Source organism: Micromonospora sp. NPDC049891 (assembly GCF_040660295.1).
GTDB lineage: Bacteria > Actinomycetota > Actinomycetes > Mycobacteriales > Micromonosporaceae > Micromonospora.
Genome location: NZ_JBFAML010000030.1, coordinates 58,699 through 80,259 on the forward strand (window position 1 = coordinate 58,699; position 21,561 = coordinate 80,259).

The window sequence follows — 21,561 nt, forward strand, 5'->3', positions numbered from 1 at the left end:
ATCCGCGTCAGCGACGCATACTTGCCCCGACCGGTACCCGCCTCGAGGACTGGATCGTGACATGAGCGCACCGCTGCGCACCCACTCGGCCGCCCATCGGCGGCCCGCGACCGTGGCATCGGCCCAGGTCGCCACCTCAACCGTGCTCACCGTCGGCGTCATCGGCGCCGGACGGGTGGGTGCCACCCTGGGCGCCGCGCTGGCCGCTGCGGGCCACCGGGTGGTCGCTGCCAGCGGGGCTTCCGGCGCCTCCCAGGCCCGCCTGGCGCTGCTCCTGCCCACCGTCTCGCGTCGCCCGGCCGCCGAGGTCGCCCGGGCCGCCACCGACCTGCTGCTGATAGCCGTGCCGGACGACGCGCTGGCCGGGGTGGTGGCCGGCCTGGCCGCCGACGGCGCACTGCGTCCCGGCCAGGTGGTCGCGCACACGTCGGGGGCGCACGGTCTGGCGGTGCTGGCGCCGGCCAGCGCGGCCGGTGCCCGTCCGCTGGCGTTGCATCCCGCGATGACCTTCGCGGGTACGCCCGACGACCTCGGCCGGTTGCCCGGCATCTCGTACGGGGTGACCGCGCCCGCCGACCTGCGCCCGCTGGCCGCCCGGCTGGTTGTCGATCTCGGTGGGGTGCCCGAGTGGATCGCCGAGGCGGACCGGCCGCTGTACCACGCGGCGCTGGCGCACGGCGCCAACCACCTGGTGACCCTGGTCAACGAGGCAGCCGACCGGCTGCGCGACGCCGGGGTGGGCCAGCCCGAGAAGGTGCTCGCCCCGTTGCTGCGTGCCGCGCTGGAGAACGCGTTGCGTCTCGGCGACGACGCGTTGACCGGCCCGGTCTCCCGGGGTGACGCGGGTACGGTGCGCCGGCACCTGGCACAGCTCGCCGCCACCGCGCCCGAGTCGGTCGAGCCCTACCTCGTCCTGGCCCGGCGTACCGCCGACCGGGCCGTCGCAGCCGGCCGGCTGCGTCCGGCCGACGCGGCGCCACTGCTCGGTGTCCTGGACGGCTACCGGAGTGGGGTGGCGGCGTGACCCGCGGGGGAGGACAGGTGTCGAGCGAGGTGGAACACGCGACGGAGCTGGTGCACACCCGTGCCGACCTGGCCAGGGCGCGAGCCTCCCGGACCGGGACGGTGGGCGTGGTGATGACCATGGGTGCTCTGCACGAGGGGCACGAGACGCTCCTGCGGGAGGCCCGGGCGCGCGCCGATCACGTGATCGTGACGGTCTTCGTGAATCCGCTGCAGTTCGGGCCGAACGAGGACTTCGACCGCTACCCGCGTACCCTCGAAGCCGATCTTGAAGTGTGCCGGCGGGCCGGCGCGGACCTGGTCTTCGCGCCTTCCGTCGCGGAGATGTACCCCGGCGGTGAGCCGGCGGTCCGGGTCAATCCGGGGCCGCTCGGCGAGGACCTGGAGGGGCTGAGCCGGCCGGGGTTCTTCCACGGCGTGCTCACCGTGGTGTTGAAGCTGCTCCAGCTCACCCGCGCGGACCTGGCCTTCTTCGGCGAGAAGGACTATCAGCAGCTGACCCTGGTCCGGCGGATGTGCCGGGACCTGGACGTCCCGGTCGAGGTGATCGGGGTGCCCACCGTCCGGGAACCGGACGGCCTGGCCCTGTCCAGTCGCAACCGCTATCTCTCGCCGGCCGAGCGGTCGGTGGCGCTGAACCTGTCCCGGGCGTTGCGGGCCGGTGCCGAGGCCGCCTCGGCCGGCGGCGACGCCGCGGCGGTCCTGACCGCGGCGCACGTCGCCTTCGGCGCCGGCGAATCCGGAGCGCGCCTCGACTACCTGGTGCTCACCGATCCGGATCTGGAGCCCGGACCGGTCCGTGGACCCGCCCGGCTGCTCGTGGCGGCCTGGGTGGGCGGCACGCGGCTGATCGACAACGCTCCGGTCCGGCTCGACCCGGCTTCCTGACCAACACGTACCCGCGAAAGGCGTCCCGATGTTCCGCACGATGCTCAAGTCCAAGATCCACCGGGCCACGGTGACCCAGGCGGACCTGCACTACGTCGGCTCGGTGACCGTCGACGAGGATCTGCTCGACGCCGCCGACCTGCTACCGGGCGAGCAGGTGGCGATCGTCGACATCACAAACGGCGCTCGGCTGGAGACGTACGTCATCCCGGGCCGGCGGGGCAGCGGCGTGATCGGTATCAACGGTGCCGCCGCCCGCCTGGTACAGCCGGGCGATCTGATCATCCTCATCTCGTACGGGCAGATGGACGATGCCGAGGCCCGTGCGTACCGCCCTCGGGTGGTGCACGTGGACGCGGACAACAAGGTCGTGGACCTCGGTGCCGATCCGTCGACCGCCGCGCCCGGCACCGCCGGCACCCCGGTGCCCAACCCGCTGTCGGTGTAGCCGGGGTCCACTCGGCGACCAGGCCTGCTCGGCAGCACCGCTTTCCGACCCGCTGCGGCGATCACGCCGCGAATCCGGTCTGTCACCGGAAGGTCATTTCTGGTTACCCTGAAGGCGCCGTCGGGGGACGGCCGCTGACTGGGGGAGGCGGCGCCATGCAGCGTGCGACGAGGACCCTGGTCACCACCTTGATCACGGCAGCGTTGCTGGTCGGCTGCGGGTCGACCGGCGGGCTGGATGGCGACCTGGTCGACGACTGGGCCGTGCTGCCGCCGCCCGGGCCGTTCACCCCGGCCGCCGGGGTCTGTCACGAGGCCGACTTCGCCGAGGTGGTGCCGCTCGGGGCGTACGCGCCGGTGGACTGCACCGCACCGCACCGGGTGGAGACGGTGCACGTCGGGGCCTTCCCCGCCGAACGGAACAAGCCGCCGTCCACCGGCTCGGCGGAACTGCGTACCGCCTTCGCCGAGTGCGACAACCGGGCCAACGGCTACGTCGGTGACAACTGGCGGGCCGGGCGGCTCCGGTTGGCGGTCGCCGTGCCGTCCGAGCAGGGCTGGACGGCCGGCTCGCGCTGGTACCGCTGCGACCTGATGGAAGTCAGCACGGTGGAGGCGGGTGCCAGGGTGGTGTCGCGTACCGGGTCGCTCCGGGACGTGCTTCGGACGGCTTCGGCGCTGCGACTGGGCTGTCAGCAGACGCGTACCGACGGGGGCGGCGTGGTGCAGACCCTGGTTCCGGTGGTGTGCACCGAACGCCACGACGCCGAGTTCGCCGGGGTCTGGGCGGCCCCGGACCGCCCGTACCCGACGCGCAGCGCGCAGTGGGCACCCTTCTACGCCGGCTGCCGCTCGGTCCTCGCCCGCTTCGCCGGTCTGCCGGAGGACGACGATCTGGTCTTCCGTACCGACGTGGTGGTGCGTCCGCCCAGCGCCGGCCGGTGGCGGGTGGGCGACCGGGGAATCCGCTGCTATCTGTGGCTCAGTGACCGTCGGCTGACCGGAACGCTCAAGGGCGCCGGGCCGGCCGCACTCCCGGTCCGGACGAAGTAGTCGGAACCACTCGTCCCGCCCCCGCCGCCCGAGGCGAAAGGCATTCGGGTTGACTGTGGGCATGGACCTACCGACCGTCGGCCTGCCGGCGCTGCCGAGCCGGCTGGCCGCCCCGGAACCGGGCTGGGTGGAGACCACCGACGTGATCGTGGTCGGCTCCGGGGTGGCCGGGCTGACCGCCGCACTGCATCTACGTGAGGCGGGCCTGCACGTCACAGTGGTCACCAAGGTCGACATTGACGAGGGGTCGACCAGGTGGGCGCAGGGCGGCATCGCCGCAGTGCTCGACCCGGGCGACACCCCGGCGATGCACGCTTCCGACACCGAGATCGCCGGCGTGGGCCTGTGCGACCCGGCGGCGGTCCGCGTGCTGGTGGAGGAGGGACCGACCCGGCTGCGGGAACTGATGCGCCTCGGCGCCGAGTTCGACCGCAACGCCGACGGCTCGTTGATGCTCACCCGGGAGGGCGGGCACCGGGCCGACCGCATCGTGCACGCGGGCGGCGACGCGACAGGTGCGGAGGTGCAGCGGGCGCTGCACGAGGCGGTGCGCCGCGACCCGTGGATCAGGCTCGTCGAGCACGCGCTGGTGCTGGATCTGCTCCGGGCCCCCGGCGACGGCCCGGGCGGGCTCGGCGCAGCGTGCGGGATCACGCTGCACGTGCTCGGCGAAGGCAGCGAGGACGGCGTCGGTGCCCTGCTGGCCCGCGCGGTCGTGCTGGCCACCGGCGGAATGGGGCAGATCTTCGCGGCCACCACCAACCCGGCGGTCTCCACCGGCGACGGGGTCGCCCTGGCCATGCGGGCCGGCGCGGCGGTCACCGACGTCGAGTTCGTGCAGTTCCATCCGACCGCGCTGATCGTGCCGGAGCACTCCCGGGTGCCCGGCGCCGGCCACGCCCAGCAGCCGCTGGTCTCCGAGGCGTTACGGGGCGAGGGCGCGTACCTGGTGGACGCCGACGGCAAACGCTTCATGCTCGGCCAGCACGAACTGGCCGAGCTGGCGCCACGGGACGTGGTCGCCAAGGGCATCCACCGGGTGCTGCTGGCCACCGGCGACGACCATGTCCACCTCGACGCCCGCCATCTCGGCGGCGACTTCCTGGCCCAACGGTTTCCCACGATCGTCGCGTCGTGCCTGGCCATCGGCGTCGACCCGGGAACCGACCTGATCCCGGTGGCGCCGGCCGCGCACTACGCCTCCGGTGGGGTCCGCACCGACCTGCGCGGCCGGACCTCCATTCCCGGCCTGTACGCCTGCGGCGAGGTCGCCTGCACCGGCGTGCACGGCGCGAACCGACTGGCCAGCAACTCCCTGCTGGAAGGGCTGGTCTTCTCCCGGCGGATCGCCGACGACATCGCGTCCGGCCTACCCGAACAGGCCCGCCCGGCGGACACCGGGGCGTGGCGGGGTGCGGGCGGCTGGGTGCTGCCGGCAGCGACGACGCCAGTGTTGCAGCGGGCGATGACCCGGGGCGCCGGGGTGCTCCGCTCGGCCGCGACGCTCAGCGCGACCGCCGCCGACCTTGTCGAACTGGGCGTCGCTCGTGGCACACCGCGCACCGCCGACTGGGAGGCGACGAACCTGCTCACCGTCGCCGCCACGCTGGTCGCCGCGGCGTACGCCCGCCAGGAGACCCGGGGTTGCCACTGGCGGGAGGACTTCCCGGTGGCCGACGAGCGGTGGCGCGGCCACCTGGTCGGTGCCGTCGGCGGACAGGGACGGTTGACCACCCGGTGGGAGGAGAAGCGATGACCGGCGAGACGGAGCGGATGCTGCGCGCGGCTGGGCTGGACCCGGCCCAGGTGCGCCGGATCATCGAGAACGCGCTTGTCGAGGATCTCGGCCCGGAGGGGCTCGACGTGACAAGCACCGCCACCATCCCGGCGACCCAGACGGACACCGCCGATGTGGTGGCCCGCGCCGACGGTGTGGTGGCCGGCCTGGCCGTCGCCGCCGCCGTGTTCGAGCTGGCCGCCGAGGTCACCGGGATCGGGCGTACCGTCGAGGTTTCGCTTGTGGCTCACGACGGCGAGCGGGTGGCCCGGGGGGACGTGCTGGCCACGGTGACCGGCCCCACCCGGGTGCTGCTCACCGCCGAACGGACCGCCCTCAACCTGCTCAGTCGGATGTCCGGGGTGGCCACCCACACCCGGGCCTGGGCGGACGCGCTGGCCGGTAGCAAGGCGATGGTGCTGGACACCCGCAAGACCACGCCGGGGCTGCGTGCCCTGGAGAAGTACGCGGTCCGTGCCGGCGGAGGCACGAACAAGCGGATGGGCCTGCACGACGTCGCCATGGTCAAGGACAACCACAAGTTCGCGGCCGGCGGTGTCGCCGCCGCCTATCAGCGGGTTCGGGAGGCGTTCCCGGACGTGCCGGTGCAGGTGGAGGTGGACACCCTCGCCGAGGCGGTGGAGGCGGTGGAGGCAGGGGCCGGCTTCCTGCTGCTGGACAACATGTCCCCGGCGGTGCTCGCCGAGGTGGTCGCCACCGTCGGCGACCGGGCCGAGTTGGAGGCGACCGGCGGGCTGACTCTCGCCGACGCGGCGGCGGTGGGCGCCACAGGCGTCGACTTCCTCTCCGTCGGCGCGCTCACCCACTCCTCGCCGATCCTGGACATCGCCCTGGACCTGCGCACGGAGTGAACCCGTCTAGGCTGCGTGCGTGCTGCTCTGCATCGACATCGGGAACACCAACACCGTGCTGGCGACCTTCGACGGCGACAAGCTGGTGCACTCCTGGCGGATCAAGACCGACGCCCGTTCGACCGCCGACGAACTGGGCCTGATGTTCCGGGGGCTGCTCGCCGGCGACGCCGTCGAGATCACCGGTGTGGCCGCCTGCTCGACGGTCCCGGCGGCCCTGCGCTCGCTGCGGACCATGCTGACCCGTTACTACGGGGAACTGCCGAGCGTCATCGTCGAGCCCGGCGTACGAACCGGCGTGCAGCTGGCCATCGACAACCCGAAGGAGGTCGGCGCGGACCGGGTGGTCAACACGCTGGCCGCGTACACTCTCTACGGCGGGCCGTCGATCGTCGTCGACTTCGGCACCACCACCAACTTCGACGTGATCAGTGGCCGGGGCGAGTTCCTCGGCGGTGCGTTCGCCCCGGGCATCGAGATCTCCTTTGACGCGCTCGCCGCCCGCGCCGCCCAGCTGCGCAAGGTCGAGGCGACCCGGCCCCGCTCGGTGATCGGCAAGAACACCGTCGAGTGCCTCCAGGCCGGCCTCTACTTCGGTTTCGCCGGTCAGGTGGACCGGATCGTCGAGCGGATGGCCGCCGAGATGGGCGAGCTGAAGGCGGTGATCGCCACCGGCGGGCTGGCCTCGCTCGTGCTCAACGAGTGCCGGACGATCACGCACCACGAACCGATGATCACGCTGATCGGGTTGCGCATGGTGTACGAGCGGAACGTCTGACGCTTTGGGTCTGGCTTTGTGGTTGCGGTGGGGTTTCCGGGCAGCCCGACCGGCTCCGGGCGGTCAGGCTTGATCCCTGCGCCGGTCGGGCTGCCCGGAAACCCTCCGTGGGCATGCGCCATCCGTCCGCTGGGGCGGGTTGATCTGTGGTGGTGGGGGTTCCCGTCTGTTGCGGCTTTTGTTCCGTGGGTGGGTCAGGTCTTCCGGGCGCGGGCTACGAGGGTGGTGTACGGCAGGGTGAGGGTTTCCTGGTCGGCCAGATCCGGGTGGGTCTGGAGCAACGCGTGAACCTCGCGGTCGACCTCGGCGCGCCGTTCCGGGGTTGCGGTGAGGTAGTGGGAGCGGGTGCGGACCAGGCCGAGCAGTTCGTCGGGGGTCAGCGTGGTGGTGTGGGTTAACTCGGCCCACTCGGGAGCGGTGAACGAGTCGCCGAAGTCGGTCACGCTCTGTCGTAGGTGCTCGGCGGTGTCGCCGATCTCGGCGATCCGACTCAGCTCGGCCACCCAGTCGACGCCGTCGTCGCGCAGGTTCCAGATCGGGGCGAAGACCCCACCGGGCCGCAGCACCCGGGCGACCTCGGCGTGCGCCCGTGGCCTGTCGAACCAGTGGTACGCCTGGCCGGTGAGCACGGCGTCGGCGTATCCGTCCGGCAGTGGCATCGTCTCGGCGCTGCCGTCGAGTGCGCGTACGACAGCATTGGTGGACGTCAACTGGGTCCGCATGCCTGGGTCGGGTTCGACGGCCGTCACCCGGTGGCCCAGCGCGAGCAGCCCACGGGCCAGGATGCCGGTCCCGGAGGCCAGGTCGACAAGTTGCGCGGGGGCGTCGATGCCGTCGAGCGCCCAACGCAGCGCCGCCTCCGGATAGCGGGGGCGGTATCTGTCGTAGTCGGCGGCGGCGGTGCCGAACGAGAGGGCCTGGGTGGGGTCGGTCATGACCGGCAGGCTATCCAGTAACGGTCGCCGGGGCGTTTGAGTACGCTCGGGGCCTGACCCCGCCCGAATTCTCCCGCTGAGGAAGCGTGCCGTGACCCAACAGAGCCCCGTGCCAGTCGACCCCGCCGACGACCTTCCCGAGCAGATGAAGGTCCGCCGGGAGAAGCGGGACCGGATGCTCGCCGATGGTGTGCAGCCCTATCCGATCGGCTACCCGCGTACCAGCACGCTGAGCCAGCTGCGCGAGCGCTACGCCGATCTGCCCACGGACACCGCCACCGGCGACCGGGCCTCGGTCACCGGTCGGGTGATCTTCGTGCGGAACACCGGCAAGCTCTGTTTCGCCACCTTGCGCGATGGCGACGGCACCGAGTTGCAGGCCATGCTGTCGCTGGACCGGGTCGGTGCGGATCGGCTGGAGGACTGGAAGCGCCTGGTGGACCTCGGCGACCACGTCGGGGTCACCGGGGAGGTGATCACCAGCCGCCGGGGTGAGCTGTCGGTGCTGGCCGAGGAGTGGGCGGTCACCGCCAAGGCGTTGCGCCCGCTTCCGGTGGCGCACAAGCCGCTCAGCGAGGAGGCCCGGGTCCGGCAGCGCTATGTCGACCTGGTCGTCCGTCCGCAGGCGCGGCAGATGGTGCGTACCCGGGCGGCGGCGTTGCGTAGTCTGCGCGATTCGTTGCACAACGAGGGTTACCTTGAGGTCGAGACCCCGATGTTGCAGTTGCTCCATGGGGGCGCGGCGGCTCGGCCTTTCGTGACCCACAGCAATGCACTCGACACCGATCTGTATCTCCGAATCGCTCCGGAACTGTTTTTGAAGCGTGCCGTCGTCGGCGGCGTCGAGCGGGTCTTCGAGATCAACCGCAACTTCCGTAATGAGGGCATCGACTCTTCGCACTCGCCCGAGTTCGCCATGCTGGAGGCGTACGAGGCGTACGGCGACTACAACACGATGGCCGAGTTGACCCGCAATCTCGTCCAGCGGGCGGCGATCGCGGTGTCGGGATCGACGGTGGTCACCCACGCTGACGGTCGGGAGTTCGACCTGGGCGGCGAGTGGCGTTCGGTCACCCTCTTCGGCGTGCTTTCCGAGGCGCTCGGAGAGGAGGTCACGGTCCACACCGAGCACGCTCGCCTGGTCGAGTACGCGGACAAGGTCGGCCTGGCCGTCGACCCCAGGTGGGGGCCGGGCAAGCTGGCCGAGGAGCTGTTCGAGGAACTGGTCGTACCCGGTCTGGACGCGCCCACCTTCGTTCGGGACTACCCGGAGGAGACCAGTCCGCTGACCCGGTCCCACCGCAGCGAGCCGGGCCTGGCCGAGAAGTGGGACCTGTACGTGCTCGGTTTCGAGCTGGGCACCGCGTACTCCGAGCTCGTCGACCCGGTGGTGCAGCGGGAACGGCTGGTGGCCCAGGCGCAACTGGCCGCCCGGGGTGACGCCGAGGCGATGCGACTGGACGAGGACTTTCTCCGGGCGATGGAGTACGGAATGCCGCCGGCCGGTGGCATGGGAATGGGAATCGACCGCCTCCTGATGGCGCTGACCGGCCTCGGAATTCGGGAAACCATCCTCTTCCCGTTGGTCCGCCCGGAGTAGTCGTACGAAAACTTACCGCCTCGTTACCGCATCCTATTGACGTGACAAGCATCTGACGGGTTATTGTGCTTGTGCAGTTGGCAGGAGCAACCCTGCTCGAAAGGAATGTGGGACGTGGCCAAGCAGATCATTCACAAGCTGGTCGATGACCTGGACGGCGGGGACGCGGACGAGACCGTCAAGTTCGCGCTCGACGGCGTTCAGTATGAGATCGACCTGTCAGGTTCGAACGCAGAGAAATTGCGCGAGGTATTCGCCCCGTACATCGCCCACGGCACCAAGGTCGGTCGCGGCGGTGTGGTCGTCGGTGGTCGGGCCGCCCGTGGTCGGGGTGGTGCCACCGCCGACCGTGAGCAGAACAAGGCCATCCGGGCCTGGGCGCGCAAGGCGGGCAAGGACATCTCGGACCGGGGCCGGATCCCGCAGGAGATCGTCGACGAGTACCACTCGAAGGCCGGTCACTGAGACCAGGCACCACGAGCGTTCACGACGCCGGCCCGGAGGCTCTCCGGGCCGGCGTCGCCGTCGTCGGGACTATCCGGGGCGTACCGCGCGTTGTCCACAGCCGGTGGATGCTCTGTCCACAACCTGTGGATGGTGCCGTGGTGGTGCCGTCCCCGGGGCCCGGGTCGCCCCCGTGCGGTGTCCCGGAGGTCCCGGCCAGCGGGCCGAATTTCGCTCTGCGCGTACACAGACCATGCCCGGAACACCCGTTGAGCGTGGATGGTTGTGCAAAACGACGCGTACCGGGCCTACGACGCAGACACACGAGGTCAGCCGAGTCGGCTCGCGGCGATAGAGTAATGAGGCGCGGACGCCCGTCCCGGGCGCTCGCGTATCCGGCCCCGCCGAGAGTCTTGACCACCAAGATCGAGTGCGCACGGCACGTGAGGAGCACGAGGGCATGTTCGAGCGGTTCACCGACCGAGCGCGACGGGTTGTCGTCCTGGCCCAGGAAGAGGCCCGGATGCTCAACCACAACTACATCGGTACGGAACACATCCTGCTGGGCCTGATCCACGAGGGTGAGGGCGTCGCGGCCAAGGCCCTGGAGAGCCTCGGGATCTCCCTGGAGGGCGTCCGCCAGCAGGTGGAGGAGATCATCGGCCAGGGCCAGCAGGCGCCGAGCGGGCACATCCCGTTCACGCCGCGGGCCAAGAAGGTGCTGGAGCTGTCGCTACGTGAGGCGCTTCAGCTCGGCCACAACTACATCGGCACGGAGCACATCCTGCTCGGTCTGATCCGCGAGGGTGAGGGCGTCGCCGCCCAGGTGCTGGTCAAGCTCGGCGCCGACCTGAACCGGGTCCGCCAGCAGGTGATCCAGCTGCTCTCCGGTTACCAGGGCAAGGAGCCGGCTGCGGCGGGCACCGCGCCGGGTGAGGCCGCGCCGTCGACCAGCCTGGTGCTGGACCAGTTCGGCCGGAACCTGACCCAGGCCGCCCGGGAGGGCAAGCTCGACCCGGTCATCGGGCGCGAGAAGGAGATCGAGCGGGTGATGCAGGTGCTCTCCCGCCGGACGAAGAACAACCCGGTCCTGATCGGCGAGCCCGGCGTCGGTAAGACCGCGGTGGTCGAGGGGCTGTCCCAGAAGATCATCAAGGGCGAGGTGCCCGAGACGCTGAAGGACAAGCAGCTCTACACGCTCGACCTGGGCGCGCTGGTGGCCGGCTCCCGGTACCGCGGTGACTTCGAGGAGCGCCTCAAGAAGGTGCTCAAGGAGATCCGCACCCGGGGCGACATCATCCTGTTCATCGACGAGATCCACACCCTCGTCGGCGCGGGTGCCGCCGAGGGCGCGATAGACGCGGCGAGCATCCTCAAGCCGATGCTGGCCCGTGGTGAGCTGCAGACCATCGGCGCGACCACGCTCGACGAGTACCGCAAGCACCTGGAGAAGGACGCCGCACTGGAGCGGCGCTTCCAGCCCATCCAGGTCGGCGAGCCGTCGCTGGCGCACACCATCGAGATCCTCAAGGGCCTGCGGGACCGGTACGAGGCGCACCACCGCGTCTCGATCACCGACGCAGCGCTCGTGGCTGCCGCAACTCTGGCTGATCGGTACATCTCCGACCGGTTCCTGCCGGACAAGGCGATCGACCTCATCGACGAGGCCGGTGCCCGGATGCGGATCCGCCGGATGACCGCGCCGCCAGACCTGCGTGACTTCGACGAGCGCATCGCCCAGGTGCGCCGCGACAAGGAGTCCGCCATCGACGCGCAGGACTTCGAGCGCGCCGCGCAGCTGCGTGACAAGGAGAAGCAGCTGCTGGGTCAGAAGGCGCAACGGGAGAAGGAGTGGAAGGCCGGTGACCTGGACGTCGTCAGCGAGGTCGACGACGAGCAGATCGCCGAGGTGCTGGGCAACTGGACGGGCATCCCGGTCTACAAGCTGACCGAGGAGGAGACCTCGCGCCTGCTGCGCATGGAGGACGAGCTGCACAAGCGCGTCATCGGCCAGGAGGACGCGGTCAAGGCGGTCTCGAAGGCGATCCGGCGTACCCGGGCCGGCCTGAAGGACCCCAAGCGCCCGTCGGGCTCGTTCATCTTCGCCGGCCCGTCCGGTGTGGGTAAGACCGAGCTGTCCAAGGCGCTCGCCGAGTTCCTGTTCGGCAGCGAGGACGCCCTGATCCAGCTGGACATGTCCGAGTTCCACGACCGTTACACCGTCTCCCGGCTGGTGGGTGCCCCTCCCGGCTACGTCGGCTACGACGAGGGCGGGCAGCTGACCGAGAAGGTGCGGCGTCGGCCGTTCAGCGTGGTCCTCTTCGACGAGATCGAGAAGGCCCACCCGGACGTGTTCAACACGCTCCTCCAGATCCTGGAGGACGGGCGGCTCACCGACGGCCAGGGCCGGATCGTGGACTTCAAGAACACGGTCATCATCCTGACCACCAACCTGGGCACCCGGGACGTGGCCAAGGCGGTCTCGCTGGGCTTCCAGGCGTCGGAGGACTCCGAGTCCAACTACGACCGGATGAAGCAGAAGGTCAACGACGAGCTCAAGCAGCACTTCCGGCCTGAGTTCCTGAACCGGATCGACGACACCATCGTCTTCCACCAGCTGCGTCAGACCGAGATCCTGTCGATCGTCGACATCATGATCTCCCGCATCGAGACCCAGCTGCGTAACAAGGACATGGGCCTGGAGCTGACCGACAACGCCAAGAAGTACCTGGCGGCGAAGGGCTTCGACCCGGTGCTCGGGGCACGTCCCCTGCGTCGCACGATCCAGCGCGACATCGAGGACAACCTGTCCGAGCGGATCCTGTTCAACGAGCTGACCCCGGGTCAGATCGTCGTGGTCGACTGCGAGGGCGACCCGAACGACATCGACAAGTCCAAGCTCGTCTTCCAGGGGTCCGACCGGCCGGTGGAGGTGCCGGACGCCGTGCCGGCCGACCTCGGCGGTACGACGGCACCCGCGGGCGCGGACGAGTAGGTCGTCAGCCGAAGCAACGGCGGCCCGGTGGCGAATGCCACCGGGCCGCCGCCGTCTGTCGGGGATCCCCCGCTCGACTCCGCCCGCTGCCGGCATCGCGAGCGGGCGTCCTGGTTGGGTGCCGGGCGGGGTCGAAAACGTCGCATGGGCCCTGAGCGGTCTGCGTGCCGGCTCCCCACCTGGGCAGCCTGTCCGTTTCATGGGTATTTGTCGTGACGTCGGTCACGGTTTGATCGGGCATGGACCCGTCCTGGGGGCCGTTGTACGGGGAGTAACCGCGACGGCCTCTGCCAGCACCCGGTAAATGCCGGGCCCGCTGCGGTCGTTGCAGATCCGGGCAGGCGCGCCCGCGCCGCCTCCTCCCGACGCGGTATCCGCATCCTCCCTTCTCCCGGTGTCGTGTCGATCCCCCGAGACGGAAGGCAACGATCATGACTGGTCCGATCCGTAAGGCCGCCCTGACCGCCGCCGGTGCCGTCTGCGCCGGTGGAATGATCGCCGGCCCGGTGGGCGCGCTGGCCGCCCCACCGAGCTCCGACCCACTGGCCGCCGTGACCGAGCGCGGGCACGGCAAGGGCGAGCGACAGCTGAAGGTTCGCTACGAGGCGCAGCCGAACTTCTACTACTGCGGCCCGGCTGCGGTGCGTAACACCCTGAGCATCCTGAACAAGGACGTCTCCCAGGACGACCTGGCCCGCGAGATGGGCACCACCGAGCGGGGCACCGACTCGGCGTACCTGATCACCGAGGCCCTCAACCGGAAGGCCGGCAAGGATGTCTACCGCACGGTGGAGATCCCCGGTCAGGCCGCAGATCGCGCGGAGACCGACCGGCTGCGTGAAGACGTCGTCCGGGCCGTGGACCACGGCCGGGGCGTGGTGGCCAACGTCGTCGGCACCGCCACCGACCTCGACGGGGGCAGCCACACCTTCGAGGGCGGCCACTACATCGCGGTGACCGGTTACCGCGACGGTGGCGACCAGATGAAGATCGCTGACTCGGCCGACGCCGCCCGGGCCGAGTACTGGATCAGCACCGACGCACTGGCCGACTGGATCGCCAGCCGCGGCTATTCCGCCTGATCCACCAGGCAGACACGCCAGGCAGATGTCCGATCCACCTGGCGCAGATATCGGAAAACTGAGGGCCGGCTCCGTTCGGGGCCGGCCCTCAGCCTGCCACCGGTGCTGGTGGGCCGTCCCCGACCAGCCGGAACGAGGTCTCACCTATCGGCTCGACCAGACCGTCGGTGACGAGGCCGGCGAGTGCCCGAGCACGCTGCACCTCGTCCGACCAGACCTGATCCAGGCGCTGGTACGGCACGGGACCGGTGGCCTCCCGGAGCACCCCCAGCAGCAGGCCGCGTACCTGACGGTCGGTGCCCGCGTACCGCTGGGGGCGGCGGGTCGGACCGACCGGAGCGGGCCGACCGGAGGCTCGCCAGGCGCAGGTCGACTCGACCGGGCACACCTCGCAGCGAGGGGACCGGGCGGTGCAGACGACCGCCCCCAACTCCATGATGGCGGCGCTGGCCAGGGCCGCCGCCGCCGGCTCGGCGGGCAGCAGTTCCTCGGTGGCGACCAGATCAGCGGGTCGAGTGGTCGGGCCGGCGTCCGGTTCACCGGCCACCGCACGGCAGACCACCCGGCGTACGTTCGTGTCGACCACCGGGTGCCGCTGGCCGTACGCGAAGGCGGCGACCGCCCGAGCTGTGTACGTGCCGACGCCGGGTAGAGCGAGCAGCTGCTCCAGCCGATCCGGCACCTCACCGCCGTGGCGCTCCACGATGGCCGTCGCACAGTCGTGCAGCCGGACCGCCCGGCGGGGGTAGCCGAGCCGCCCCCACATGCGGATCGCCTCGGCCGGGGTGGACGCGGCGAGTGCGGCAGGTGTCGGCCAGCGCTCAAGCCACGCCTGCCAGGCGGGCACCACCCGGGCCACCGGGGTCTGCTGGAGCATGACCTCGCTGACCAGGATCGCCCACGGGCTCACCTCGGGCCTGCGCCACGGGAGGTCTCGCGCGTGCTGCTCGTACCACCGGCTCACCCGGCCGGCGAATGTGGGTTCTGTCATCGCGCCGCCGATGATGTCACGCACGCCGATCCCGCCGTTCGGACGGTCGGCGGGCCGACGCCGAGGGTGCGTGACGATCGGGCAGAATGCCCGGATGAACGAGCTTGCGATCACCGTCATCGGCCGGGACCGGCCCGGCATCGTGGCTGACGTCGCCGAGGTGCTCGCCCGGCTCGGAGCCAACCTCACCGACAGCACCATGACCCGCCTGCGGGGACACTTCGCGATGACCCTGATCTGTGTCGGCCCGGCCGCCGCCGAGGTCGAGACCGCGCTGACGCCGCTGGCCGCCGACGGGCAACTGCTGGCGACCGTACGCGCGGTGACGCCCGACGGCGAGACGGCACCCGCCGGCGAACCGTACGTGATGGCGGTGCACGGTGCCGACCGGATGGGCATCGTCGCCGCGATGACCCGGGTGCTGGCCGACGCGGGTGGCAACGTCACCGACCTGAGCACCCGCCTGGCGGGGTCGCTCTACGTGGTGGTCGCCGAGGTGGAACTGCCGACGGGTACCGCCGACACGCTCGCCGGTCGGCTGACCGAGGCCGCCGCCGGTCTCGGTGTCGAGGTGACCCTCCGGCCTGCCGAACCGGATCTGCTGTGAGCGGCGCGCCGGACGGATCGAACCTGGACCCGCAGGCCGACGCGTACGTGGGCCTTGGTGACTGGGTACCCGAGTCACTGGGCAGCGGCCGGGTCATCCCGGTGGTCTCCGCCCCGGATCCGGTGCTGAGCCGGCCGGGAGGGGAGGTCGACCCGACCGCCGGTGAGACGATGCGACTGGCCGCCGACCTGGTCGCCACGATGCGCGTGTCGCCCGGCTGCGTGGGCCTGGCCGCCCCACAGGTCGGGGTGAGCGCCCAGATCTTCGCGGTGGACGTCACCGGGCATCCCAAGACGGTCACCGGGCACGGCCTCTTCGTGCTCTGCAACGCCCGGGTGGTCGAGGCGACCCGGTGGAAGGCGGGCCGGGAAGGGTGCATGTCGGTGCCGGACCTGACCGGTGACGTGAAGCGCGCGAGCCGGCTGGTGGTGGAGGGTGCGCTGCCCGGCAGCGGCAAGACCGTACGCCTGGTGACGGACGGCTTCGAGGCGCGCGCCCTGCAACACGAGATCGACCACTGCGCCGGCCTGCTGTTTCTGGACCGGGTGGCCGGTGCACACGCGATCTACCAGCGCAAGGTCTACCTCTGAGCCGGGTGGAACAGTTGCGCTGAGTGACTGTCGTCGGTGCGAACAGTCGTGAATGGAGGGTGGGATCCGATGGGTCGGACGAGCCACGGCGCGTCGCTGCCGTCCGCCGCGCCCGCCGCCGCTACGGTGGGGACATCATGCGTCTGACGGTCGGCCCCCTGCCTCCCACCGTGTACTGGCGGCGTCGCGCCGTCGTGCTCGGTGCGGTGCTGCTCTTCCTGATTGTCCTGCTCTACTCGTGCAACGGGCCCAAGGACGGCAACGACGCGACCGGGAACGGCCAGCCCGGCCCGGGCGTGGTGACCGGCACGCCGGAGCCGACCGGGTCGGTGCTGACCCCGCAGACCGGTTCACCTCCCTCCGGTGATGCGGGGGCCGACCCTTCCACCCCGGGGGACGAGGCCGACCCTTCGAGCCCGGAGACCGAGCCGAGCCTCAGCAACGACCCGCCAGCTGTCGATCCGGTCGCGGACGAGGGCAACTGCGCGGACACCGAACTGTCGGTGACCGCCGTGGCGCAACCCGCGCAAACCGCCTCGGGGGCCACCGTCGACCTGAACTTGAAGATCCGCAACAGGTCGGACCGGACGTGCAGCCGAGACGTGGGTGCCACCGCCCAGGAGTTGTACATCAAGGCCGGTGCCGAGGTGGTCTGGTCCTCCGACACCTGTGGCACGGCCGCTGGGTCGGACGTGCAGTCCTTCACCCCCGGCTTCGAACGCGCCTACCAGGTCAGCTGGAACGGTAGGGACAGCAGCCGGTGCGCCAACGGCGTGGCGAACGGACCTGCGGTGCCGGCCGGGACGTACGAGGTGTTCGCCCGGGTGGGCACGAAGCTGAGTCAGCCCGCGAAGCTGGTCCTCAGGTAGCCGGCGCAGCGCCGGGACGTCGCCTCGCTCGCCCGGTTGGTCACCGGCAGCCGCTCAGACGTAGCGTTCCAGGATGGATGCCTCGGCCAGCCGCGACAGCCCTTCGCGTACGCCCCGGGCCCGGGCGTCACCGACGCCCTCGACCGTCTGGAGATCCTCCACGGTGGCGCCCAGCAGCCGTTGCAGGCTGCCGAAGTGCACCACCAGCCGGTCGACCACGGCCGCCGGAAGTCGGGGCACCTTGGCCAGCAGCCGGAACCCGCGAGGGCTGACCGCGGCGTCGAGTGCATCCGAGGCGGCCGGATAGCCGATCGCCTTGGCGACCGAGACCAGATCGATCAGTTCGGTGGCGCTGAGCAGGTCCAACTCGACAAGCGCCTCGTCGAGGGTCCGGGACTTGCGGCCGGTGGGCAGGTAGTCCCGAATGACCAGGGTGCGGTCGGCGTCGACGCCGGCCATCAACTCGTCCAACTGAAGGGCGAGCAACCGTCCGTCGGTGCCCAGCTCCACCACGTAACCGGCGATCTCGTCGGCGATCCGGCGGACCATCTCCAGCCGCTGCACCACGGCCACCGCGTCCCGCACGGTGACCAGATCCTCGATCTCCAGAGCGGAGAGGGTGCCGGACACCTCGTCCAGGCGGAGCTTGTACCGCTCCAGCGTGGCCAGCGCCTGATTGGCGCGGGAGAGGATCGCCGCCGAGTCGTCAAGGACGTGCCGCTGGCCGTTGACGTAGAGGCTGATGATGCGCATGGACTGGCTGACGGAGATGACCGGGTAGCCGGTCTGCCGGGCGACCCGCTCCGCGGTGCGGTGCCGGGTGCCGGACTCTTCGGTCGGGATGGTCGGATCGGGCATCAGGTGCACCGCAGCCCGGACGATCCGGGTGCCGTCGCTGGAGAGCACGACAGCGCCGTCCATCTTGCACAGCTCGCGCACCCGGGTCGCGGAGAACTCGACGTCCAGCGGAAACCCGCCGGTGCAGAGGCCCTCGACCACCTTGTCGTACCCGAGGACGATCAACGCGCCCGTCCGGCCCCGCAGAATCCGCTCCAACCCGTCGCGCAGCGCGGTGCCCGGTGCCATCAGGGCCAGATTGGCGCGCAGCGGGTCGCCGACGACGCCGCCCCCGGTCACGCTCACGCTGATCGGTCGGGCAGGCGAGCCCACGGCACCGGTGCGGGCGTGGGGCGTCGCGCCGGCAGGCTTTGTGGTTTCGCGGTCGATCGGCACGGGCACAGTCTACGGACTGCCGTGCGGTGGGTGCTCTCGCGGTTACTGTGATGTGTCACGATTCCGCCCGGCCTGCCCGACCGCCCGGTGCACGGCTCACTCCGCCGACGCCCGTGCCGCGGCCTGCAACGCCGAACGGACGTCGGTGACCTCGATCACGCGCATCTGCTCCGGGCCGGCACCGGTGCTCGCCGGCCCGCAGCCCGGCGGCACGAGGGCCAGCCGGAAACCGAGTCGGGCCGCCTCGGCCAGCCGGCGCGGTACCGCGCCCACCCGACGTACCTCCCCGGTGAGGCCGACCTCACCGATCGCCACCAGGTGCGGTGCGATCGCCAGGTTGAGCCCGCCGGAGGCGACGGCGAGAGCGACCGCGAGGTCGGCCGCCGGCTCCACCACCCGGATGCCGCCCACGGTGGCCGCGAAGACCTCCCGGTCGTGCAGAGTGAGCCGTTCGGTGCGGCGCTGAAGCACCGCCAGCACCATCGCCAGCCGGGCGGAGTCCAGGCCGGAGACGGTACGCCGGGGTGAGCCGGCCACGGTGGCACCGATCAGCGCCTGAACCTCGGTGAGCAGTGCCCGGCGACCCTCCATCGCCACGGTCACGCAGGTGCCCGGTACCGGCTCCGAGTAGCGGGTCAGGAACAGCCCGGAGGGGTCGGCGAGGCTGCTGATGCCGCCCTCGTGCATTTCGAAGCAGCCGACCTCGTCGGCGGCGCCGAACCGGTTCTTGACACCACGCACCATCCGCAGCGACGAGTGCTTGTCGCCTTCGAAATGCAGCACCACGTCGACCAGATGTTCGAGCACCCGAGGACCGGCGACCTGGCCGTCCTTGGTGACGTGGCCGACCAGCACGGTGGCGATCCCGCGTTCCTTGGCGACCGCGACCAGGGCGGCGGTGACCGCCCGGACCTGGGTCACCCCGCCGGGTACGCCCTCGGTGCCGGTGGTGGAGATGGTCTGCACCGAGTCGAGGACGAGCAGGCCGGGCTTGACCGCGTCGAGATGACCGAGCACCGCTGCGAGGTCGCTCTCGGCGGCCAGGAAGAGCTGGTCGTGCAGGGTGCCCATGCGCTCGGCGCGCAGCCGTACCTGGCTGACCGACTCCTCACCGCTGACCACCAGCGACGGGCTGCCCGCCCCGGTGGCCCACTGCTGGGCGACGTCGAGCAGCAGGGTGGACTTGCCCACCCCCGGCTCCCCGGCGAGCAGCACCACGGCACCGGGGACCAGGCCGCCGCCGAGGACGCGGTCCAGCTCGCCGACCCCGGTGGGCCGGGCCCGGGCCGGTGCCGCGCTGATGGTGGCGATGGGCCGGGCCGGCTCGGCGGGCACCCGGGAGCTGACCACGCGGCCCGAGACGGTCGGGCCGGTGATCGTGCACTCGACCACCGAGCCCCACTCGCCGCACTCGGGACAGCGGCCCACCCACTTCGGTGGCTGGTGTCCGCAGGCGTCGCACTCGTAGGCGGGTCGGGGCTCGCGACCGGCGGCCCGGCTTCGCGAGCCGGTGCCCGCCCGGGACGGGGTCGATCGGGAGATGCTCACCCGACCGACGCTAACCCCCGGGTATGACGAAGGCGCCGTCGGCATGGCTGCACCACGCCGACGGCGCCGTCGGAAATCACCTGGACCGGCCCGGTCGCGGTACCCGACGCCGGTCGGCCGGGCTCAGTGGCCGCCTTCGCCCTCGTACTCGGTGTGCCGCTCGATGATCGGCGACGGCTGCGGCGCCGGGGTGAGCGGCACGGCGATCGGCGCGGGGCTGGTGACCGTCTCGCCACCGAAGTCGAAGGTGAGCGTGACGTTCTGGCCGGCGAGCACCGCCTCGTTCAGGCCGAGGAGTTGCAGCACCTGCTCGCCCTCGGTGTTCAGCTGCACGTAGCTCAGCGGGGGAATCTCGATCCGGGCCGGACCGGCGGTGGGCGATTCGGTCGGGCTGGGCGACGGGGAGTCGTCCGGGGAAGGCGAGTTGTCCGGAGAGGGGGAGCCCTCGGGGGACTGCTCCGGTGACGGGGAGCCGGTGGGCGAGGGGCTGGCCGCGGCGGCGACGGTGGTGAGCACCACCTCACGGGCGTCCGGCGAGGTGACGGTCACCGTGACCGGATCCCGTGAGTCGTTGTAGAGGACGACGTTGAGCAGGGCGTTGTCGCCGGCCTGGTAGCCCTCGACACCGGGATAGGCGACCAGGGCGCCGCGTACGGCGTACTTCCCGTCGCCGGCCTGGATGTTGGCGCCCTGGACCGACGGCACCTTGTTGGCCGTCTCGGAGATCTGGCCGGCGCCGCATCCGGACAGCAGCAGCCCGGCTGCCGCCGCGATCCCGGGCAGCAGCACGGCAGCCCGCCGGGAACCCCTGATCGAGCGCCTCACGTCGGTCCTCCTCGTCACGATCACACCCGGCTTGCCCGCCGGAACCGCTGGCCATGCCCGCGCAGACCGGGCTCCAGGGTAGTTGGAGCTGATCGCGGCCCGCACGCGGACCCGGTGCGGCCACCTGCCCGGGGTGAGGCTCAGACCAGTCGACCACTCGTGACCAGCAGGACGACGTCGATCAGGGCGACCAGCAGCACCGCCCGGAAGGCGGCCACCGGCCGGGCCCCGGCGCGATCGCCGGTCCTGCCCAGGTACCAGGCCAGGATGAAGATCACGACGGCGGCGACGACCGCCGCGAGGCCCACGCCCGTCGGTGGTCCGGGTGGCCCGAGCACCAGGGTGACGGTCGCCGCGATCAGCAGCCCGACGGCGGCGGCCCGGCTGCCCGCCGGGCCGAGCCGGTGCGGCAGCCCTCGGACCCCGGTCCGGGCGTCGTCGGCGAAGTCGGGCAGCACGTTTGCGAAATGGGCGCCCGCGCCGAGCAGTGCCGCCGCGGCGACCAGCCAGGCCGGGGGTGGCGGAGCGCCGGGCAGTGCCAGCACCACGAAGGCGGGCAGCGCACCGAAGGAGATCGCGTACGGCAGCACCGAGACCGCCGTGGATTTCAGCGGCCAGTCGTAGAGCAGCGCCGACACCAGGGCGACGACGGCGCAGAGCGCCGCGGTCGGGTTGGTGGTCAGCGCCAGGGCAACTGTTGCCGTCGCGGCCACGGCGGCGGCCACCGCGACGGTACGCCGGCTGAGTGCGCCGGCGGCGAGCGGCTTGTCGGTACGCCCGACCGTGGCGTCGCGATCCGCGTCGAGCAGATCGTTCGTCCACCCGACAGTGAACTGGCTGGCAGCCACGGTGAGCACCACCGCGACGACACCGCCGGGTGGATGTCCGACACCGACGGCGAGCAGACCGGCCACTGTGGTGACCGCCGCGGTTGGTTCCGGATGGCTCGCTCTGACCAGCCCTAACACCGTCGACGACATAACGGAAGTCTGGTCGTTACCGGG

The 21,561-nt window shown here is 71.3% G+C and carries 20 protein-coding genes; 14 read left to right on the forward strand and 6 right to left on the reverse strand.

Annotated elements, in window-relative coordinates; all coding sequences use genetic code 11:
* Positions 1 to 61: 61 nt before the first annotated feature.
* From AB0I71_RS27485 to AB0I71_RS27515, 7 genes are all read left to right on the forward strand, one after another.
* A complete protein-coding gene (locus AB0I71_RS27485) occupies positions 62 to 1,024 on the forward strand; it encodes a DUF2520 domain-containing protein (RefSeq protein ID WP_357589388.1) in 963 nt (320 codons plus the stop codon).
* A 17-nt stretch (positions 1,025 to 1,041) separates the two neighbouring features.
* On the forward strand, positions 1,042 to 1,911 hold the full coding sequence (panC, locus tag AB0I71_RS27490; RefSeq protein ID WP_357589390.1) for a pantoate--beta-alanine ligase: 870 nt from the start codon (positions 1,042 to 1,044) through the stop codon (positions 1,909 to 1,911).
* Between the two features lie 28 nt (positions 1,912 to 1,939).
* On the forward strand, positions 1,940 to 2,359 hold the full coding sequence (gene panD / locus AB0I71_RS27495; RefSeq protein WP_357589391.1) for an aspartate 1-decarboxylase: 420 nt from the start codon (positions 1,940 to 1,942) through the stop codon (positions 2,357 to 2,359).
* Between the two features lie 155 nt (positions 2,360 to 2,514).
* Positions 2,515 to 3,411, forward strand: coding sequence for a septum formation family protein (locus tag AB0I71_RS27500; protein ID WP_357589393.1), 897 nt, complete (start codon positions 2,515 to 2,517; stop codon positions 3,409 to 3,411).
* 61 nt (positions 3,412 to 3,472) lie between these two features.
* Positions 3,473 to 5,167: an L-aspartate oxidase gene (locus tag AB0I71_RS27505; RefSeq protein WP_357589395.1), complete on the forward strand. Its 1,695-nt coding sequence runs from the start codon at positions 3,473 to 3,475 to the stop codon at positions 5,165 to 5,167.
* On the forward strand, positions 5,164 to 6,060 hold the full coding sequence (nadC, locus tag AB0I71_RS27510; RefSeq protein ID WP_357589397.1) for a carboxylating nicotinate-nucleotide diphosphorylase: 897 nt from the start codon (positions 5,164 to 5,166) through the stop codon (positions 6,058 to 6,060). Before AB0I71_RS27505 ends, nadC begins: the two co-directional genes overlap by 4 nt.
* A 19-nt stretch (positions 6,061 to 6,079) precedes the next feature.
* Positions 6,080 to 6,838, forward strand: a complete 759-nt coding sequence (locus tag AB0I71_RS27515) for a type III pantothenate kinase (RefSeq protein ID WP_093409827.1) — start codon at positions 6,080 to 6,082, stop codon at positions 6,836 to 6,838.
* Between the two features lie 194 nt (positions 6,839 to 7,032).
* Here AB0I71_RS27515 and AB0I71_RS27520 read toward each other — a convergent pair whose 3' ends face one another.
* Positions 7,033 to 7,773 carry a class I SAM-dependent methyltransferase gene (locus AB0I71_RS27520; RefSeq protein ID WP_357589400.1) on the reverse strand — a complete coding sequence of 247 codons (741 nt, stop codon included), beginning with the start codon at positions 7,771 to 7,773 and terminating at the stop codon, positions 7,033 to 7,035.
* 91 nt (positions 7,774 to 7,864) lie between these two features.
* Between AB0I71_RS27520 and lysS the strand changes: the two genes are divergently transcribed.
* The 4 genes from lysS to AB0I71_RS27540 all read left to right on the forward strand — a co-directional run bounded on the left by lysS (position 7,865) and on the right by AB0I71_RS27540 (position 13,894).
* Positions 7,865 to 9,373 carry a lysine--tRNA ligase gene (lysS, locus tag AB0I71_RS27525; RefSeq protein WP_357589402.1) on the forward strand — a complete coding sequence of 503 codons (1,509 nt, stop codon included), beginning with the start codon at positions 7,865 to 7,867 and terminating at the stop codon, positions 9,371 to 9,373.
* A 114-nt stretch (positions 9,374 to 9,487) separates the two neighbouring features.
* Positions 9,488 to 9,838 carry an Lsr2 family protein gene (locus tag AB0I71_RS27530; RefSeq protein ID WP_093409819.1) on the forward strand — a complete coding sequence of 117 codons (351 nt, stop codon included), beginning with the start codon at positions 9,488 to 9,490 and terminating at the stop codon, positions 9,836 to 9,838.
* Between the two features lie 439 nt (positions 9,839 to 10,277).
* Positions 10,278 to 12,812, forward strand: a complete 2,535-nt coding sequence (locus tag AB0I71_RS27535; RefSeq protein WP_357589434.1) for an ATP-dependent Clp protease ATP-binding subunit — start codon at positions 10,278 to 10,280, stop codon at positions 12,810 to 12,812.
* A gap of 428 nt (positions 12,813 to 13,240) precedes the next feature.
* The gene (locus AB0I71_RS27540) at positions 13,241 to 13,894 is read left to right on the forward strand and encodes a C39 family peptidase (RefSeq protein ID WP_357589436.1); all 654 of its coding nucleotides are present in this window, start codon (positions 13,241 to 13,243) and stop codon (positions 13,892 to 13,894) included.
* An 88-nt stretch (positions 13,895 to 13,982) separates the two neighbouring features.
* On the opposite strand, the gene AB0I71_RS27545 is transcribed toward AB0I71_RS27540, so the two are convergent.
* On the reverse strand, positions 13,983 to 14,885 hold the full coding sequence (locus AB0I71_RS27545) for an A/G-specific adenine glycosylase (RefSeq protein ID WP_357589405.1): 903 nt from the start codon (positions 14,883 to 14,885) through the stop codon (positions 13,983 to 13,985).
* A 94-nt stretch (positions 14,886 to 14,979) separates the two neighbouring features.
* On the opposite strand from AB0I71_RS27545, the gene AB0I71_RS27550 reads away from it, so the two are divergent.
* From AB0I71_RS27550 to AB0I71_RS27560, 3 genes are all read left to right on the forward strand, one after another.
* Positions 14,980 to 15,492: an ACT domain-containing protein gene (locus AB0I71_RS27550; protein ID WP_357589407.1), complete on the forward strand. Its 513-nt coding sequence runs from the start codon at positions 14,980 to 14,982 to the stop codon at positions 15,490 to 15,492.
* Positions 15,489 to 16,082 carry a peptide deformylase gene (locus tag AB0I71_RS27555; protein ID WP_357589408.1) on the forward strand — a complete coding sequence of 198 codons (594 nt, stop codon included), beginning with the start codon at positions 15,489 to 15,491 and terminating at the stop codon, positions 16,080 to 16,082. The genes AB0I71_RS27550 and AB0I71_RS27555 overlap by 4 nt, the downstream gene beginning before the upstream one ends.
* 137 nt (positions 16,083 to 16,219) lie before the next feature.
* A complete protein-coding gene (locus tag AB0I71_RS27560) occupies positions 16,220 to 16,951 on the forward strand; it encodes a hypothetical protein (protein ID WP_357589410.1) in 732 nt (243 codons plus the stop codon).
* A 54-nt stretch (positions 16,952 to 17,005) separates the two neighbouring features.
* Here AB0I71_RS27560 and disA read toward each other — a convergent pair whose 3' ends face one another.
* The 4 genes from disA to AB0I71_RS27580 form a co-directional block, all read right to left on the reverse strand.
* Positions 17,006 to 18,184 (reverse strand): DNA integrity scanning diadenylate cyclase DisA, encoded by a 1,179-nt coding sequence (gene disA, locus AB0I71_RS27565; protein ID WP_357589412.1) that lies wholly within the window; start codon positions 18,182 to 18,184, stop codon positions 17,006 to 17,008.
* A 96-nt stretch (positions 18,185 to 18,280) separates the two neighbouring features.
* A complete protein-coding gene (radA, locus tag AB0I71_RS27570) occupies positions 18,281 to 19,777 on the reverse strand; it encodes a DNA repair protein RadA (RefSeq protein ID WP_357589414.1) in 1,497 nt (498 codons plus the stop codon).
* Positions 19,778 to 19,855: 78 nt separating this feature from the next.
* The gene (locus AB0I71_RS27575) at positions 19,856 to 20,557 is read right to left on the reverse strand and encodes a hypothetical protein (protein ID WP_357589416.1); all 702 of its coding nucleotides are present in this window, start codon (positions 20,555 to 20,557) and stop codon (positions 19,856 to 19,858) included.
* Between the two features lie 140 nt (positions 20,558 to 20,697).
* Positions 20,698 to 21,537 carry a UbiA family prenyltransferase gene (locus AB0I71_RS27580; RefSeq protein WP_357589418.1) on the reverse strand — a complete coding sequence of 280 codons (840 nt, stop codon included), beginning with the start codon at positions 21,535 to 21,537 and terminating at the stop codon, positions 20,698 to 20,700.
* Positions 21,538 to 21,561 lie beyond the last annotated feature (24 nt).

What these genes read in the sequence shown, in the direction of transcription:
- AB0I71_RS27520 (WP_357589400.1), bottom strand. Translation starts at nt 7,773, where the DNA reads ATGACCGACCCCACCCAGGCCCTCTCGTTCGGCACCGCCGCCGCCGAC.
- nadC (WP_357589397.1), top strand. Translation starts at nt 5,164, where the DNA reads ATGACCGGCGAGACGGAGCGGATGCTGCGCGCGGCTGGGCTGGACCCG.
- radA (WP_357589414.1), bottom strand. Translation starts at nt 19,777, where the DNA reads ATGCCGACGGCGCCTTCGTCATACCCGGGGGTTAGCGTCGGTCGGGTG.
- AB0I71_RS27505 (WP_357589395.1), top strand. Translation starts at nt 3,473, where the DNA reads ATGGACCTACCGACCGTCGGCCTGCCGGCGCTGCCGAGCCGGCTGGCC.
- AB0I71_RS27580 (WP_357589418.1), bottom strand. Translation starts at nt 21,537, where the DNA reads ATGTCGTCGACGGTGTTAGGGCTGGTCAGAGCGAGCCATCCGGAACCA.
- AB0I71_RS27550 (WP_357589407.1), top strand. Translation starts at nt 14,980, where the DNA reads ATGAACGAGCTTGCGATCACCGTCATCGGCCGGGACCGGCCCGGCATC.
- AB0I71_RS27560 (WP_357589410.1), top strand. Translation starts at nt 16,220, where the DNA reads ATGCGTCTGACGGTCGGCCCCCTGCCTCCCACCGTGTACTGGCGGCGT.
- panD (WP_357589391.1), top strand. Translation starts at nt 1,940, where the DNA reads ATGTTCCGCACGATGCTCAAGTCCAAGATCCACCGGGCCACGGTGACC.
- AB0I71_RS27485 (WP_357589388.1), top strand. Translation starts at nt 62, where the DNA reads ATGAGCGCACCGCTGCGCACCCACTCGGCCGCCCATCGGCGGCCCGCG.
- AB0I71_RS27535 (WP_357589434.1), top strand. Translation starts at nt 10,278, where the DNA reads ATGTTCGAGCGGTTCACCGACCGAGCGCGACGGGTTGTCGTCCTGGCC.
- AB0I71_RS27500 (WP_357589393.1), top strand. Translation starts at nt 2,515, where the DNA reads ATGCAGCGTGCGACGAGGACCCTGGTCACCACCTTGATCACGGCAGCG.
- AB0I71_RS27545 (WP_357589405.1), bottom strand. Translation starts at nt 14,885, where the DNA reads ATGACAGAACCCACATTCGCCGGCCGGGTGAGCCGGTGGTACGAGCAG.